Annotated in this window: 19 protein-coding genes; all 19 read left to right on the plus strand. The window is 39.9% G+C overall.

All coding sequences use genetic code 11. The features are described from left to right. The first annotated feature begins 86 nt into the window (after positions 1–86). Positions 87–569 carry a DUF7689 domain-containing protein gene (locus HXT37_RS03930; protein WP_016815963.1) on the plus strand — a complete coding sequence of 161 codons (483 nt, stop codon included), beginning with the start codon at positions 87–89 and terminating at the stop codon, positions 567–569. Between the two features lie 21 nt (positions 570–590). Further along, complete coding sequence (locus HXT37_RS03935; RefSeq protein ID WP_004104990.1) at positions 591–1358, plus strand: hypothetical protein; 768 nt, start codon at positions 591–593, stop codon at positions 1356–1358. Between the two features lie 116 nt (positions 1359–1474). Further along, positions 1475–2218, plus strand: coding sequence for a head maturation protease, ClpP-related (locus tag HXT37_RS03940; RefSeq protein ID WP_016815964.1), 744 nt, complete (start codon positions 1475–1477; stop codon positions 2216–2218). A 2-nt stretch (positions 2219–2220) separates the two neighbouring features. After that, positions 2221–3405, plus strand: a complete 1185-nt coding sequence (locus tag HXT37_RS03945) for a phage major capsid protein (protein WP_016815966.1) — start codon at positions 2221–2223, stop codon at positions 3403–3405. A 30-nt stretch (positions 3406–3435) separates the two neighbouring features. Continuing rightward, complete coding sequence (locus HXT37_RS03950) at positions 3436–3714, plus strand: head-tail connector protein (RefSeq protein WP_016815967.1); 279 nt, start codon at positions 3436–3438, stop codon at positions 3712–3714. Further along, on the plus strand, positions 3715–4047 hold the full coding sequence (locus HXT37_RS03955; protein WP_016815968.1) for a phage head closure protein: 333 nt from the start codon (positions 3715–3717) through the stop codon (positions 4045–4047). It begins immediately after the preceding gene. Then, the gene (locus HXT37_RS03960; RefSeq protein WP_004104983.1) at positions 4044–4424 is read left to right on the plus strand and encodes an HK97 gp10 family phage protein; all 381 of its coding nucleotides are present in this window, start codon (positions 4044–4046) and stop codon (positions 4422–4424) included. Before HXT37_RS03955 ends, HXT37_RS03960 begins: the two co-directional genes overlap by 4 nt. Continuing rightward, complete coding sequence (locus HXT37_RS03965) at positions 4417–4755, plus strand: hypothetical protein (protein WP_016815973.1); 339 nt, start codon at positions 4417–4419, stop codon at positions 4753–4755. The genes HXT37_RS03960 and HXT37_RS03965 overlap by 8 nt, the downstream gene beginning before the upstream one ends. Next, on the plus strand, positions 4739–5311 hold the full coding sequence (locus tag HXT37_RS03970; protein WP_014554473.1) for a major tail protein: 573 nt from the start codon (positions 4739–4741) through the stop codon (positions 5309–5311). The genes HXT37_RS03965 and HXT37_RS03970 overlap by 17 nt, the downstream gene beginning before the upstream one ends. Positions 5312–5328: 17 nt before the next feature. Next, on the plus strand, positions 5329–5673 hold the full coding sequence (locus HXT37_RS03975) for a hypothetical protein (protein WP_421779300.1): 345 nt from the start codon (positions 5329–5331) through the stop codon (positions 5671–5673). A gap of 263 nt (positions 5674–5936) precedes the next feature. Then, positions 5937–8504 carry a hypothetical protein gene (locus tag HXT37_RS03980; RefSeq protein ID WP_421779301.1) on the plus strand — a complete coding sequence of 856 codons (2568 nt, stop codon included), beginning with the start codon at positions 5937–5939 and terminating at the stop codon, positions 8502–8504. 11 nt (positions 8505–8515) lie between these two features. Continuing rightward, positions 8516–9169: a hypothetical protein gene (locus HXT37_RS03985; protein ID WP_421779302.1), complete on the plus strand. Its 654-nt coding sequence runs from the start codon at positions 8516–8518 to the stop codon at positions 9167–9169. A 12-nt stretch (positions 9170–9181) separates the two neighbouring features. Further along, complete coding sequence (locus HXT37_RS03990; RefSeq protein ID WP_421779790.1) at positions 9182–11989, plus strand: phage tail spike protein; 2808 nt, start codon at positions 9182–9184, stop codon at positions 11987–11989. 10 nt (positions 11990–11999) lie between these two features. Further along, the gene (locus HXT37_RS03995; RefSeq protein ID WP_233186371.1) at positions 12000–12281 is read left to right on the plus strand and encodes a hypothetical protein; all 282 of its coding nucleotides are present in this window, start codon (positions 12000–12002) and stop codon (positions 12279–12281) included. Further along, the gene (locus HXT37_RS04000; protein ID WP_119527814.1) at positions 12262–12585 is read left to right on the plus strand and encodes a toxin; all 324 of its coding nucleotides are present in this window, start codon (positions 12262–12264) and stop codon (positions 12583–12585) included. Before HXT37_RS03995 ends, HXT37_RS04000 begins: the two co-directional genes overlap by 20 nt. A gap of 173 nt (positions 12586–12758) precedes the next feature. After that, a complete protein-coding gene (locus HXT37_RS04005) occupies positions 12759–13178 on the plus strand; it encodes a phage holin family protein (RefSeq protein ID WP_192382053.1) in 420 nt (139 codons plus the stop codon). Further along, the gene (locus tag HXT37_RS04010) at positions 13171–14091 is read left to right on the plus strand and encodes a GH25 family lysozyme (protein WP_421779303.1); all 921 of its coding nucleotides are present in this window, start codon (positions 13171–13173) and stop codon (positions 14089–14091) included. Before HXT37_RS04005 ends, HXT37_RS04010 begins: the two co-directional genes overlap by 8 nt. A gap of 149 nt (positions 14092–14240) precedes the next feature. After that, complete coding sequence (locus HXT37_RS04015) at positions 14241–14648, plus strand: LuxR C-terminal-related transcriptional regulator (protein ID WP_020758809.1); 408 nt, start codon at positions 14241–14243, stop codon at positions 14646–14648. Then, on the plus strand, positions 14635–14847 hold the full coding sequence (locus HXT37_RS04020) for an SHOCT domain-containing protein (RefSeq protein WP_421779304.1): 213 nt from the start codon (positions 14635–14637) through the stop codon (positions 14845–14847). Before HXT37_RS04015 ends, HXT37_RS04020 begins: the two co-directional genes overlap by 14 nt. The last annotated feature ends 22 nt before the right edge of the window (positions 14848–14869 follow it).

The following is a 14869-nucleotide window of genomic DNA, read 5'->3' on the forward strand; positions in this document are numbered from 1 at the left end:
ATGTACAAGAATAGTGATCATTCGAGATAAAATCTGATTAATCTCAATCTTAGTTAAAGATGTTGTTTTTAAGGAGGTGCTTACAAATGATTAGAAAAAGAAAGATGTTATCAGCAATAACCACTTATGTAATGGTTGTTGGAATGTTGTTTTTCACATCCAATTCTGTTGCTTATGCGTATACTTTATCTCAACCAAAATCGTTTTATGATAGTATTTCATGGACATGGTTTTATAGCGATAAGGCTACGCCAGCATATAATTGTCTAGGATTTGCAACTGGTAGTATGACGTACGAATGGCCTAGTGACTTTGGTGATGATGGTGCTACTAAAGCGCAATTGGATAATTATCTGGCAAAGAAAGGTTATAGACCTTATAAATATGATCCATTTATTCTAGCGTATGGTCATTCTCCTGATAAAATTGTTCATTTTGCAAAGGTTACTGGTCTTAAGTGGTGCCGTGCTAAATGGGGACAATTGGAGCTGTTTAACCATGGTAGTCATGATCCTTATTACCCTAATTCTGTTTATGGTTCTTTGCAACACAAATACACTGCGAATTAGAATTCTAGGAGGTGTAATACTATGTCTAAGAAAAAAATGTATATTTCGCTAGGAACTTTACTTTTATTGGTTCTATTTGTATTTACTGGAATTTTTATTATTGGAAATAATCCAGCATCAAAGAATAGTGGGAATATAGCTCATAAATTGATGCCAGTAAACGTAGCTTATGCTGAAACGTTAGATGATATAAAGGGATCCATGAATAAGTTGATGGTGGAATTAGAAACTGAGACGAAGACTAATCCACAAGTGGCTATGCAGGCACATCCAGGAAAGTTTATTAGGAATTCTAAAAACTATCAAAGAATATTGAAACTGGGACTGAAGGCAATTAAACCTCTTTACGATGCTATTTATGATAGTAGAGATGCTGGATGCTATGAATATATTCTAGCTATGGCTATTGAAGACATAACTGGCGAAAAGTTTGTTTACAATTCTGACTATGGTTGGAAAAATTCGTTAGAGTTTAGGATGGCTTATGACGAAAAAGTAAACAATACAAGGTTTAATGTTGAAAGAATCAGTAATAATGAAACTTTGAATGATCATGACCGAACTCAGAAATTTAAGGAATTAGGGATTTTTGCAGTTTCTGATTTAATTAAAGAGTATAGGAAAAGTGATTCCAAAGTTTCTAAACCATCGATATTAGAAGCTGTTAAGGGAATTACTAGTAAGTATAAAGAACTTGCAATAACGGAAAGAACTCCAACTGAGAGTATTCTAGATGAAACACAATTATTTGATTCTCTAGTTTCCTTAAATGGAAGAGCATACAAGTAAGGTGGATTATTTAACTGTAAAGCTAGTTCTTTAGGTATTATATGAGTGTTATACGAACATGAAGCGACCAAGAAAATCTTGGTCGCTTCTTTATATAAGAGAGGAGGAAAAAGGTAATGAGGAAGTTTTGGCAGTGGAAAAACCAAAAGGAAAACAATGAGACTAATGAGAATAATGAGATTTTTGAGAGGACACTGTTTCTTAACGGTACGATTGCTGAAGAATCATGGTTTGATGATGATATTACACCACAACTTTTTAAAGACGAGTTAAACGCTGGTAGTGGAAATATTACCGTGTGGATTAACTCACCTGGCGGCGATTGTGTGGCTGCGGCACAAATCTATAACATGCTCATGGATTACAAGGGTTGTGTGACGGTCAAGATTGACGGGATTGCTGCGTCAGCGGCATCGGTTATTGCGATGGCTGGCACAAAGGTTTATATGAGTCCGGTGTCAATGCTTATGATTCATAATCCTATGACTGTTGCTTTTGGCAACAGAAGCGAAATGGAAAAAGCAATATCAATGCTTGATGAGGTAAAAGAGTCCATTATTAACGCTTACGAGATTAAAACAGGGCTTAACCGTGTGAAACTGTCGCATTTAATGGATTCGGAAACATGGATGGATGCTAACAAGGCGGTAGAACTCGGGTTCGCGGACGGTGTTTTAACTAGAGGTGAAACCGCTGATATTGGCATACCGCAGGTTTCAACATTGTATTCGAAATTAAGCGTGCAAAACACGTTATTGGAAAAAATATGTAAAGCCTGCCGGATAAGCGGTAAGGAAACAAACAATATTAGTGCAGACGATCTTATGGATCGTCTTTTTTTAATCAAAAATTGGAGGTAAACATGATGAACACTATTTCAAACATGGTTGAGAAACGTAATAAGGCTTGGCAGGGTGCAAAAGCTTTCCTTGAGTCTAAACGTGACAAGGACGGGCTTATTTCAGAAGAAGACGCGAAAACCTATGATGAGATGGAAGCGAAAGTGAAAGCTTACAGTAAGGAAATTGAACGCTTGGAACAGATGGAAAAAATGGATAAGGAGCTTTCAAAACCAACATCTGAGGCGATTGTTGCAAAACCTATGAAAACAGGTGTGAACCTTGAAAAACAAGGTCGTGCGCGTGACGAGTATAAGCAGGCGATGCTTACAGCTCTTAGAAGTAATTTTAAACGAGTCGATAACGTGTTGCAGGAAGGCGTGGACGCTGACGGCGGGTATCTTGTGCCGGAAGAGTACGATAATCGTCTGATTGAAACGTTGAAAGAAGAAAACATTATTCGCTCTCTTGCTACCACGATTACCACTAGTGGAGAGCATAAGATTAATGTTGCGATGAGTGATCCTGCAGCAGCTTGGATTGAAGAAGGCGCAAGCCTTAACTTTGGGGATTCCAAGTTCGCGCAAATCCTGCTTGACGCTCATAAGCTTCACGTTGCAGTAAAAGTTACTGAAGAACTCTTGCATGATAATGCGTTTAACCTCGAGAATCATCTTCTCACATCCTTCGGCATGGCGCTGGCTAACGCTGAGGAAGACGCTTTTCTTAACGGGGATGGCGTTGGAAAACCAACTGGTATTTTCAACAAGAAAGACGGCGGCACGTTCCTTAAAGAAACTACCAGTATTAAAACTGATGATCTGATTGATCTTATTCACGCTTTGAGGCGACCATACCGTAAAAACGCGAGTTTTATTATGAACGATAAAACAGTCGCGAGCATACGAAAACTTAAAGACAATAATGGCGCGTACGTTTGGCAGCCTTCATACCAGGATGATGAGCCGAACAGGATTCTCGGATACCCGGTATACACGTCTGCTTACGCGCCTGAAAACATGGTGGCTTTTGGCGACTACTCGTACTACAACATTGGCGACCGTGGTTCACGCTCGTTTAAAGAACTTACCGAACTTTTCGCTGGAAACGGCATGATAGGTTTCGTCGCTAAAGAGCGTGTAGACGGCAAACTCGTGCTTAAAGAAGCAGTACAGATTCTGCCTGTTAAAACAAGCGTAGCAGCTTAAAAGACGACTAAAAGTTAAGGAGGGGTGTTGATGATAGTTACAGTCGAGGAAGCAAAAAACTATCTTAGGGTGGATAGTAAAGAAGATGATGAGCTTATCAACACCCTTATTCATTCTGCTGAAAAACTCTGCCAGGGAGTAGCTCGTAAAAACGATACTAGTTTGATTAGTGAAAACTTTGACGAGTATCGGCTCGCAGTCTTATACGCTACAGGCTACTTGTATGAGCATCGGGAAGAAGCAGACCATCACGCGCTAACTCTCACCTTACGTTCGATGCTTTTTACTGTTAGAAAAACGGGGTTTTAAATGAGAATAAGTTTATTAAACGAGCGTATTGTGCTGCTTAAAAACAGTGTAGAGGTTGATGAGGTTGGTAATCATAAGATTAAGTGGAGTAAATATTACGAGTGTTACGCTACGGTGAGTGCTGAAAGCCCATCTGAGCAGACTAATGCAGGAAACGTGTGGGATGAGTCAAAAATAGATTTTACTATCCGATATTCGAAAGAAACCGCTGTAGTCTCATCGCTTGGTTACAGGATTGTTTTCCGTGATACGGTTTATGAGATTTTAGGTGTTGACCACATGAATTATAAGAAGAAAAGCCTGAAACTTCACTGTAAGAGGTGTAAAAAGTGAGCAAAGTAAGTATTGGAAGCCTCTCTAAAGAAGTTATTAGAGAGCTTAAAACTTACGCGAAAGTTACAACCGGGAAAGTAAAAGAAGCAGTAAAAAACGCTGGTAAAACAGCAAAAGAAGAAATTAACATGACAGCTCCTAAACGAACTGGAGCGTATGCGAAAAGTTGGGCTGTTAAAACATTAAACGAAACAGGCAGCAGACTAGTTCTCGTAGTGCATTCTAGAAACAAGTATCAGCTTACACACTTGTTAGAGTACGGTCATGCTAAACGAGGCGGCGGACGCGTGGAAGCTAGAGCACACATTGCTGAGGCTGAAAGTAAAGCAGTACGAAGTTTTGAAAAAGAAATAGAGGAGGCGGTTAAAAATGGGTAATCTTTTAAACATTATGAGGGAGATAGGTTTTCCTTTCGCTTACCATCATTTTGCTGAAGGAGAATCACCTAATCCGCCTTTCCTCCTGTTTCTTACGCCTGCGAGCAGTAATTTTTCTGCAGACGGGAAAGCGTATTTTAAAGCAAACGAAGTTCATATTGAACTATACGCGGACTATAAGAACCCCGTGCTGGAAGAACAAGTTGAGGCCGTGCTTGACAGGCACGGCATTTTTTATAACAAAACAGAAGCGTTCATAGAGTCGGAACAGCTTTATGAAACACTCTACATTTTTGAAATGGAGGTAACAATAAATGGGAAACAAGGTTAAATACAATCTTAAAAACGTGTACGCGGCAAAACTTAAAAAAGATTCGAGTGGTTTCTCCTACGATGAGCCTAAGCCGATTCCGGGGGCGGTGAGTATAAGCCTTGAGGCTGAGGGTGAATCCTCACCGTTTTACGCTGACGGGATTGTTTACTTCAGGTCGACTGCTAACAACGGTTACAGTGGCGACTTGGAAATTGCTCTTATACCTGAATGGTTTAGGACGGAAATACTACGAGAAGAACTAGATAAAAACGGTGTGCTGGTTGAAAACGCGAAGATTAGTGAAACAGAAAAATTCGCGCTCCTGTTTGAGTTTGATGGTGACGTGAACGCGATCAGACACGTTTTATATAACTGTTCAGCAACACGACCGTCTATCGAGTCAGAAACTAAGGAAGACACTATAGAACCGGGTACGGAAACTTTGTCGCTTACGGCTGATCCTAGAGAAGATGGTTTAGTGAAATCTAGGAGTGGTGACACTACTTCAAAAGAAACCTATGAGAAATGGTATAAGAGCGTGTACGTTCCGCAAGTTAACACGGAAATCAAATAAGTTTTAAAGGGGTAAAAGTGTTAGAAAAAACAGTAAAAGTAAATGGTAAAGACGTGAAGTTTCGTTCTTCCGCCACTATTCCAAGACTGTATCGTATTAAATTCAAGCGTGATATTTTCAAAGACCTGTCAAAATTAGAGCAGTCTTTCAAAATCAACGAGGGTGTTTTTGAAATATCGGATCTTGAAATTTTTGAAAACGTAGCCTATATCATGGCTTACCATGCGGATAATAGTATTCCAGCAAGTATTGATGAGTGGCTTGACGAGTTTGAAATGTTTTCTATCTACGAGATTCTTCCTGAAATTCTAGAACTTTGGGGAGCAAACTTGGAAACTGAAGTAAAATCTAAAAAAATTTAAAGCAACAACACGGCAAATGACAACCGCGTTGTTTCTTCTTAGATGCACCGAAATTGGGATTAGTATTGGCGAACTGGATCTTTTAACCATCGGCATGGTTTTAGACATGTGGACGGAGAAAGCAAACGATAGTGTGAAATACGATAAGCTCGCAAGCCAAACAGAATTTGATAGGTTCTAAACGAGAACCAAACGTTCTTATACCTGACGTTAAAATATCTATTTTTTCACGCGTAAATTAAGAGAAAAAGGGAGGTGAAGTTATGGCAAACAGGATTAAAGGTATTACTGTTGAAATTGGTGGGGATACTACAGGCTTAGATAAGTCTTTACAACAGGTGAATTCGACTATTCGCTCAACCGAGCAGTCGCTTCGTGATGTTAATAGGCTTTTGAAACTTGATCCGACAAGCACGCAGCTTTTAAGCCAAAAGCAGGCTTTTTTGCAGAAAGAAATCCAAGAAACGTCTAATAAGCTTAACGTTTTGAAACAGGCGGATAAGCAGGCTAAAGTACAGTTGGAAAACGGGGAGCTTGGCAGAGACAAGTATGATGCGTTGCAGCGTGAGATTGTTGAGACAGAAAATAATCTTGATAGTTTAAAAGAAAAATTAAAACAGGTAGGTAGTGTTAGTTTAACCAAGCTTAGTAGCCAGTTTGATAGTACGAGCAAAAAGATAAAGAAACTAGGAGATGGTATGTCATCTCTTGGTCAAAGTTTAAGCACGAAAGTTACGCTGCCGATTGCTGCTATTGGTACTGCTGGTTTTACTGCTGCAGCAGACTTACAGGATGCTATGGGGGCTACAGAGCAGATTTACGGTAAGTCTGCTAACAGAATGCTTAAATGGTCAGGAAGTTTGAAATCCTATTATGGTATTGCTCAAGGTCAAGCTTTAGAGTATGCGAATACTATGGGCGCGATGTTGAAAAATATTGGTGGGAAAAGTGATGCTGAAGCAGCTGAGATGAGTCAGAAGCTGGTTGCTCTTGCAGGCGACTTGTCTGCTATGTTTGGTGGCACAACCGAGTCTGCTGTTCTTGCTTTAACAGGCGCGCTTAAAGGTAATAATGCGATGCTTGACAATTATGGTATGGGTGTTAACGAGGCGACTATTAAAGCTAAAGCTCTTGCCATGGGTTTGCATGATGGTAGAGGCGCGATGAGCTTGCAAGCGAAACAGGCTGCTACTTTGGCTCTTATTATGGAGCAGACTGCTGACGCTCAAGGGCAGGCTGGGCGTGAAGCTGCGGGCGCTTCGGGTTCTATGAAGATTCTAAAAACAGAGTTGCAGAATATTGCTGCGACTATTGGTAATGTTTTACTTCCCGTCATAACACCATTAATGCAGAAAATTTCAGCATGGCTTTCTAAATTTAAACAGCTTTCTCCAGAAAGCCAAAAACTTATAGTGACACTTGGGCTGATTGCTGCGGCAGTCGGCCCTTTTTTAGTGGTTCTTGGAACGTGTATTTCTAAAATAGGTGTTGCTATACAAGGGTTTTCTAAACTAGCTTTGTTTATAGGTAAAATGTTCGCAAGTTTTACTTCCGGCTCTAGTATTCTTGAAGGGTTAGGCGCTGTTTTAGGTGGAGTATCTGCGCCAATACTCGCGGTTGTTGCGGTTATTGGTGTTCTGGTAGCAGCTTTTGTAACCTTATGGAACACGAATGAAGAGTTTAGAAACAGTGTTATTGCTGTTTGGGAGAAAATTAAGGAAACTTTCACCGGTTTTGTTAATGGTGTTAAAGAAAAACTGTCAAGCCTTGGTATTGATTTTACGAGTATTGTTGAAGGTCTTAAAACAGTGTGGAATGGTTTGTGTGCTATTCTAGCTCCACTGTTTGAAGGCGCTTTAAATTTAAGTTTTACTAGTTTCAAAACTGTTCTTGATTTAATCACAGGCGTTTTAGACGTTTTTATAGGCTTGTTTACCGGTAACTGGTCTCAGCTTTGGGATGGTGTAAAAGAAATTTTTACTGCTGTTTGGAACGCGGTTAAAAACACGTTCATGACAGTATTGAACACGTTAAAAAATGTTTTTAACGTGTTTTTGTCTTTCTTTGGCACTAGTTGGAACAAACTGTGGTTGAGTGTGAAAAACTTTTTCATGAATGTTTGGAATAGTATCGTATCGTTTTTCACTAACGTTTTAAACGGTATTAAAAACACGGCAACAAGTGTTTGGAATGGTATTAAAACTGCGATCATGAGCGTGGTAAACGGTATTAAAACAAGCATTTCAACAGTGTTTAATTCAGTAGCAAACATGGTTAAGTCTGTGTTTAACGGTATTAAAAACACGGTTGTGTCAGTTTGGAATGGTATTAAAAACGCTATCATCACTCCGATAGAAGCGGCGAAAAACAAGGTTAAAGCAGTAATCGACGCTATAACAGGGTTTTTCTCTGGCATAAAACTTAGTCTTCCTCATATTAAACTGCCGCATTTTAGTATTAAAGGACAATTCTCTCTTACGCCACCGTCTGTACCGTATCTTGCTATCGACTGGTATAAGAAAGCAATGAACAAGCCGATGCTGTTAAACGGGGCGACTATTTTCGGTGAGAAAAACGGGCGTATGCTTGGCGGCGGTGAGAAAGGTCCGGAAGTGATTATGGGGCTTGATACTTTGCAGAATATGAGCGCGGGAGCGAACACGCAAATGCTTAGTGTTATGAACCAGATTCTAGCGATTATGGACGCGTATTTCCCACAGTTTTCCAACCAGAGTATTGTGCTCGACACTGGCGAACTAGTGGGTGGTATCGCGCACAGGATGGACAGTGAGCTTTTCAAGCTTCAAACAAGAAAAGCAAGGGGGTGGTAAAAGTGTATGGGATGCTAATAAACGGGTTGCATAGTTTTAACGATCTAGGGCTTGTTGCTACAAGCCGTCCACTAGTTCAACTTCCAGAACCTAAATTAGAGTATTTGCAAATACCAGGCAGGCAGGAAAGTATTGATATTAGTGAAAGTCTTGCCGGTGAAGTGTTATACGAGATGCGTGAAGGCTGTTTTGAATTCATTGTCGCAAACAAAAACAAGTGGAGTGAAACATGCCATAGTGTTAAAACGTTAATCCACGGCAAGAGTGTGAAACTGTCTCTTGATGATGAACCATTGTTCTACTATCAGGGTCGAGTGTGGGTTAGTGATTTTAAATCGGATAAAAACTATTCAACTCTCACACTCAACTATAAGCTGCAACCATATAAGTATAGTGTAGATGATTCGGATGGGGTTCACACAATATGGGGTGTGCAAGTAGATGATAAGCGTGAAATAACACTCGTTCACGATTTTGACATGACGCTGATTCCAGAATTTAACAACCTGTCATCTAACAGTATGCTACTGGATTCTAATGGTAAAAACTATGAGATTAAAACAGGTGTTAACCGTTTCCCACAGCTTCGTTCAAAAATAAACATGAGTTTAACATTCGTTGGAAACGGGATGGTAAATATTTCCTATAAAAGGGGGTGGTTGTGAGTGTACAGGATCATGCTTGATAATAATACGATTTACTATCCAAATGATGACAAAGCGGTACTTGATGATATTACGTTAAACTTGGAACTTAATACTGCAGGAACGTTAACGTTTACTTGCCCTAGTCAAAACCCTTGCTATGAGCTTATTAAAAACCGGAAATCAATAGTAAGCGTGTGGCGTGACGATGAGGAGATTTTCTTCGGCGAGGTTAGAGAACAAGTAAAAGACTTGTATGGTAGTAAGAAAGTAACTTGCGTAGGGTTGTTAACTTACTTAGCTGATAGTATTCAACCTCAGAAAGAATACCATGATCAGAGTTCCTACCAGCTTTTAGAAAAACTTTTACAAGCTCATAACAGTCAGGTAGATGATTATAAGAAAATAAGAATTGGTTTCGTCACAGTATCTGACTCGAATGATTCACTCTACAGGTTTACTAATTTTGAAACCACGCTTGAAGCGATTATGGGAAAAATGGTTGAAAAACTTGGCGGATATTTGCGGCTTAGAAAAGAAGACGGGAAACTTTACTTAGACTACCTACGTTTAGAAGAAATAGGTAAAGCTACAAGCCAGCATATTAGTTTCGGCTTGAACCTGCTTGAATACGCGGAAAACCTTTCAGCAGAGGATGTTACTACAGCGGTTATTCCTCTCGGCAAAGAGTTGGAAAACGAGAATGGTGAAAACGAGGTTCTTAAAAAGCATGTTGATATTACTTCAATAAACAATGGAAAAAACTATATAGTATCTCGTGAAGCACAAAAAACATTCGGCTGGGTTTGTAAAGTTGTTAATTTCAATAATGTGACAGTTCCAACTAATCTTATGCGTAAAGCTGTTAAATGGTTACAGGATAACCAGTTTGAGCATGTAGAAATAAGCCTTAGCGCGGTTGACTTATCCGAGTTAGGTTTATATTATGCGACGATTGAGTGTGGGGATAGGGTTCGTTGTCTCGCTCCACAATTTGGCATGGATCGTGTGTTTCCTGTAGTAAAACAGACTATACCGATTCAAAAACCAGGCGAAGTTAGAATCGTGCTTGCGAGCAGGATTTCTAAAGGGTATGTGCAAAACGTGTCGCATGCTGTTCAAACGTTAAAAGAAGAAGCGGTTGAAGCTAGAAAAATTGATAACGAGCGTGTTAAAGCTGCGATCGATAATATTAAAGCGCAAATGGGTAATTCTCAAAGCGGCTATAAGATAAGCGAATACGATAGTAAAGGCATGTGGGTTCGTGACCTTTACATGGATACGCCTGATAAGAACACTGCTACGAAAGTTTTACAGGTTAACATGAATGGTATTGCTGGAAGCCATAACGGTTTTTCAGGCCCTTACAGTACTGCGATGACTCTTGACGGCATGGTGTATGGTGACAGGATTATCGGGCATTCGATTGACGCGGAAAAACTTTCAGTTTCTTACACTTCCCAGGTAGAAAAGCAGATTAGTAAAGCAAAAAACGAGGCTATAAAAGACACTGGTAGGAGGCTTGAAAACTATTACACGATAAGTGAAATCAACACGAAACTGAATGTTACAGACGGTAAGATTGAGGCTGGTGTTGAAAGCGTTAACCATAGTCTTAAACAGAAAAACGGTAACTATTACGGCTCGTATACTCCAAGCCATTTTAACGCTCCTATGAGCTTGTGGCTGACTGATAGTGAAAAAATGCAGCATGTTGGTGATTTTTTCTACGACACGTCAACCGGCTACGCTTACAGGCTTATTGTTAAGCAGGAAAGTTTAGCCGTAAAATTTAATGAGAAGTCGCACACGGAATCAGCTTTTGACGATTTTGTAGACATTTTTTACAAGCATGAGGATAAAATTTACGCTATACCGGGTTTAACTGGTGAAAAAATTTCTGGCGCAACAGTGTTTATTCCATCAAGTGAGTTTTGGCTACATTTTAGAACTAACTGGTCTCCGTTTGACAATTATGGTTTTAAGATTGATAGCATTAAAAAAGAGTATTCAGGAGAAATTTCAGGATACGTGTCTAAACTGCCTGAAGATATTAACATTATTGAGGTTGAAGGTGAAAATTATCCTGAGTCTGAACACCCGTATAAAGGTGGAACAAGCAAACTATGGCATTACGTTTCAGCTGACAGTATAAGTAGTTTTAGAACGTTCGATTGGCTGAGAGTTAAAGATAAAGACATTGAGGCTGCTAAATCCACGGCTGATAAGGCTATTTCTAAACTAACCATAGTAGAAGATTCCATATCTTCAATGGTTAAAAAAGGTGATTTTGGTAGTTTCATGCAGCAAAACTATAACAGTTTCCTTCTCGGGTTTAACCATTCGAGTAAATACGTGCAAATAACACCCGGGCAGATAGAGCTTTACGATGGTGAAGTTGATGAGGATCATAAAAGAGCTGTTTTTGATAAAAATGGGAACAACTTCTACCGTAACGGCGTGTATATTGGCTATGTTGGAACTGGCGAGTGGGAAGAAGATAATTCTCACAAGGGTCTAGTTTTTCATCTTACTAACGACGGAAAGTATATGGCTTTCGCGCAACGTAAAACGGCTGATGAAGAAACATACGCTACTATGCTGTGTTTTTCACGTTCGCAAAGCATTTATAAAGAGTATGGTATTCACGCTGGATGCAACTTTTACATGCATGGTAACAAGATTATAGATCCTGTTTGGCAAGATGGTGCAGGAGTAGACGCGGATATTAACTATGTGCAGATTATTGAGATGAACCAGGATGGGAAAGCTTCAAAATGGGGTTCTAACGCTCACATGGTGTTTAAAAACGGGATACTCATGAAAGTTAAATACTATTAAAAACGCGGAAGTGAAGCGCGGAAGTGAACGTGGTGGAAGCGTTGATGGAAGCGTGGAAGTGAACGTTGGCGGAGAATTTGTTATAGGGAGAATAAAGGGAGAATTTGTTATGGAGAAACTAATTATTCACACAAACAAAATAGTGGCTAATAAGGGTACGCGCTTAAAAGATGTGACAGAAAGTATTACAACGCCTGTAGTTGATAATACGAAAATTTTATGCGAAATCAGCCACAAGCTGGATATTATTCTAAAAAGATTGGAGGAGAGTAGTGGTAAAACCGACAATTAGCTACGCGGTAGCTGTGCAAAAATATAAGGCTGAGTTAAACGAAAAAATAGTCGAGTTGAATAAGCAAATACCAATACCTACTTACATGATAGAAGGCATTGTTGCAAGCGTATTATCTGATATGCGTTCGGCGGTGATCGCGGAAAACTCGATGGAATATGAAGCGTATGTGAAACAGTTAGAAGACTATTTTAACTCTAGAGAACGCGAACTTAACGACGAAATTTTGAAAATAAAAGCCGAAAAAACTGAAAAAACTGAAACGGCTGGGAAAGGTGAAGATGCTGAAGAATGTGTTAAGTAGCAGTCATGTGTTGAAAAAATAATATCAGTTGAAATACTGAAAAGCTGAAATGCTGAAATGCTGAAATGTTAGGGCAGGTGTGGGTTAAACCATGCCTGCCATTTTTTATTACTTTTTATTTTTTGTTTTTATAAGAGTACTGGCAAATGTTAGGAAAACTTGTAAGGAGAATTATGAGAGGATTTTGGAATAGTGCTCAACTGGCTTTCACACTAGTAGGCGGCTGGCTGGGATACTTTTTAGGCGGGTGCGACGGGCTTATCCTCGCACTCGTTTTATTTGTGGTTGCGGATTATATTACAGGCGTGATGTGTGCGGTCACGGATAAGAAACTGTCTAGCAGCATTGGTTTTAAGGGCATCTTTAGAAAGGTGCTCATTTTTATGCTTGTTGGCATAGCAAACATTATAGATTTTCATGTTTTAAAGCAAGGAAGCGTGATTAGAACCGCAGTAATTTTCTTCTACCTATCTAACGAAGGATTATCTTTAACCGAAAACGCGTCTCACCTGGGGCTTCCCGTGCCTGAGAAATTAAAAAACGTTTTAGAACAATTACACGACAAGAACAGGAAGGACAATACTCATGAGTAAAAAAGGAATAGACGTATCAGTTTGGCAGGGTGACATTGATTTCAACGCGGTGAAAGCATCCGGCATTGAGTTTGTGATCATTCGAGCAGGATACGGTATCGGATGCAAAGACAAGTGGTTTGAACAGAACTATCGTAAAGCAAAAACAGCTGGTCTTGACGTGGGAGCCTACTGGTATTCGTACGCAAACTCCAGTTCTGAGGCGGCTTTAGAGGCTCAAAGCTGTGCGAACATGCTTTCAGGTAAGAGTTTTGAGTATCCTGTTTACTTTGATTTGGAAGAAAAAAGCCAGCTTAACCGTGGGCGAGCTTTCTGCGATTCGCTAATTACAAGCTTTTGCAGCAAACTGGAAGCTTGCGGGTATTATGCAGGTTTTTACACTTCGCTTTCAACTGCTAATAATCTTGTGTCATCTCATGTTAGAAACCGTTACGCTTTGTGGATAGCACAGTGGAACACGCACTGCAGTTATCAAGGCTCGTATGGTCTTTGGCAATACTCGTCAAACGGCAGCGTTCCTGGAGTAGCCGGCAGAGTTGACATGGACTATGCTTACAAGGATTATCCGAGCATTATTAAAAACGCTGGATTAAACGGATGTAAAAACGGCGGCTCTGACCAAGCTACGCGCACCTCGAGTATTGATGAGGTGGCGCGAGAAGTTATTAACGGCGCTTGGGGTAACGGAAATGAGCGTAAACAGCGTTTAACTTCAGCCGGATACGATTATGCGAGCGTGCAAAATAAAGTTAATAAGCTTCTTGGTGTTAAGACTCGTAGAAAGTCAGTTGATGAGCTTGCACGTGAAGTAATCCGAGGCACGTGGGGTAACGGTAGCACGCGTAAACAGCGTTTAACTTCTGCTGGATACGATTATGATACGGTACAAAAACGAGTAAACGAACTCTTGTAAAACAGTTTGAAACAATTATAAAGCCCGAGGCTTGTTCCTACATTGGAGCAATCCTCGGGCTTTTTTTATTTTTAAGGTTAAATTGTCAAGCCAAGAGGTTAAAAAACACTGTTTTTTTCTTTGCCTGTGATGTAAGGAGGCACAGGCAAATGAATGTGGAAGAAAAACAGCAAGTAATGAAACTTCGTAGTGAAGGCTTGGGTTATACGAAAATAGCTAAACAGTTAAATCTTTCAGTTGATACGGTTAAAAGCTACTGTAAGCGCAACAATCTTGGCGGCGTAAATGTTGGCAATAGCGTTCAATTATGTGATTTATGCGCTAAGCCTGTTAAACAGAATGCTGGTCGTAAAGTTAAACGTTTCTGCTCTGACGCGTGTAGAAACACGTGGTGGAGTAAGCATACACAGTTGGTAAAAAGACAGGCAAACTATGAGTGTGCTTGTCTTAACTGCAAAAATTCTTTTATCTCTTACGGTAATAAAACCAGAAAATACTGCTGCCACGCCTGCTATATAGAACATCGTTTTGGAGGTGAGCATCATGCAAATAAGTAATGATGTTCACGGGCTAAAGGATGTTAAAGCTAGAGATTGGACAAAAGAGAGTATGCAGGCGGATTTTCGTTTTGAAATAGCCGAAAAACTTACCGCTTCACTCTTTGAAAAAGGGCTTATCAGCGAGCAAGAAAAAGAAAAAATAAGCCGTCTTAACAGGGAAAAATTTCACCCGTTTTACAAGGAATTATTGGGCTAAAAGCTTGATAAACACTGCTTTT

It is taken from the genome of Gardnerella sp. DNF01151 (assembly GCF_049244235.1).
Classification (GTDB): Bacteria; Actinomycetota; Actinomycetes; order Actinomycetales; family Bifidobacteriaceae; genus Bifidobacterium; species Bifidobacterium swidsinskii.

Excerpts from the sequence above, each read along its gene's own strand:
- HXT37_RS03930 (WP_016815963.1), top strand. The coding sequence starts at position 87 with ATGATTAGAAAAAGAAAGATGTTATCAGCAATAACCACTTATGTAATG.
- HXT37_RS03935 (WP_004104990.1), top strand. The coding sequence starts at position 591 with ATGTCTAAGAAAAAAATGTATATTTCGCTAGGAACTTTACTTTTATTG.
- HXT37_RS03940 (WP_016815964.1), top strand. The coding sequence starts at position 1,475 with ATGAGGAAGTTTTGGCAGTGGAAAAACCAAAAGGAAAACAATGAGACT.
- HXT37_RS03945 (WP_016815966.1), top strand. The coding sequence starts at position 2,221 with ATGATGAACACTATTTCAAACATGGTTGAGAAACGTAATAAGGCTTGG.
- HXT37_RS03950 (WP_016815967.1), top strand. The coding sequence starts at position 3,436 with ATGATAGTTACAGTCGAGGAAGCAAAAAACTATCTTAGGGTGGATAGT.
- HXT37_RS03955 (WP_016815968.1), top strand. The coding sequence starts at position 3,715 with ATGAGAATAAGTTTATTAAACGAGCGTATTGTGCTGCTTAAAAACAGT.
- HXT37_RS03965 (WP_016815973.1), top strand. The coding sequence starts at position 4,417 with ATGGGTAATCTTTTAAACATTATGAGGGAGATAGGTTTTCCTTTCGCT.
- HXT37_RS03970 (WP_014554473.1), top strand. The coding sequence starts at position 4,739 with ATGGGAAACAAGGTTAAATACAATCTTAAAAACGTGTACGCGGCAAAA.
- HXT37_RS03980 (WP_421779301.1), top strand. The coding sequence starts at position 5,937 with ATGGCAAACAGGATTAAAGGTATTACTGTTGAAATTGGTGGGGATACT.
- HXT37_RS03985 (WP_421779302.1), top strand. The coding sequence starts at position 8,516 with ATGCTAATAAACGGGTTGCATAGTTTTAACGATCTAGGGCTTGTTGCT.
- HXT37_RS03990 (WP_421779790.1), top strand. The coding sequence starts at position 9,182 with ATGCTTGATAATAATACGATTTACTATCCAAATGATGACAAAGCGGTA.
- HXT37_RS04005 (WP_192382053.1), top strand. The coding sequence starts at position 12,759 with ATGAGAGGATTTTGGAATAGTGCTCAACTGGCTTTCACACTAGTAGGC.
- HXT37_RS04010 (WP_421779303.1), top strand. The coding sequence starts at position 13,171 with ATGAGTAAAAAAGGAATAGACGTATCAGTTTGGCAGGGTGACATTGAT.
- HXT37_RS04015 (WP_020758809.1), top strand. The coding sequence starts at position 14,241 with ATGAATGTGGAAGAAAAACAGCAAGTAATGAAACTTCGTAGTGAAGGC.
- HXT37_RS04020 (WP_421779304.1), top strand. The coding sequence starts at position 14,635 with ATGCAAATAAGTAATGATGTTCACGGGCTAAAGGATGTTAAAGCTAGA.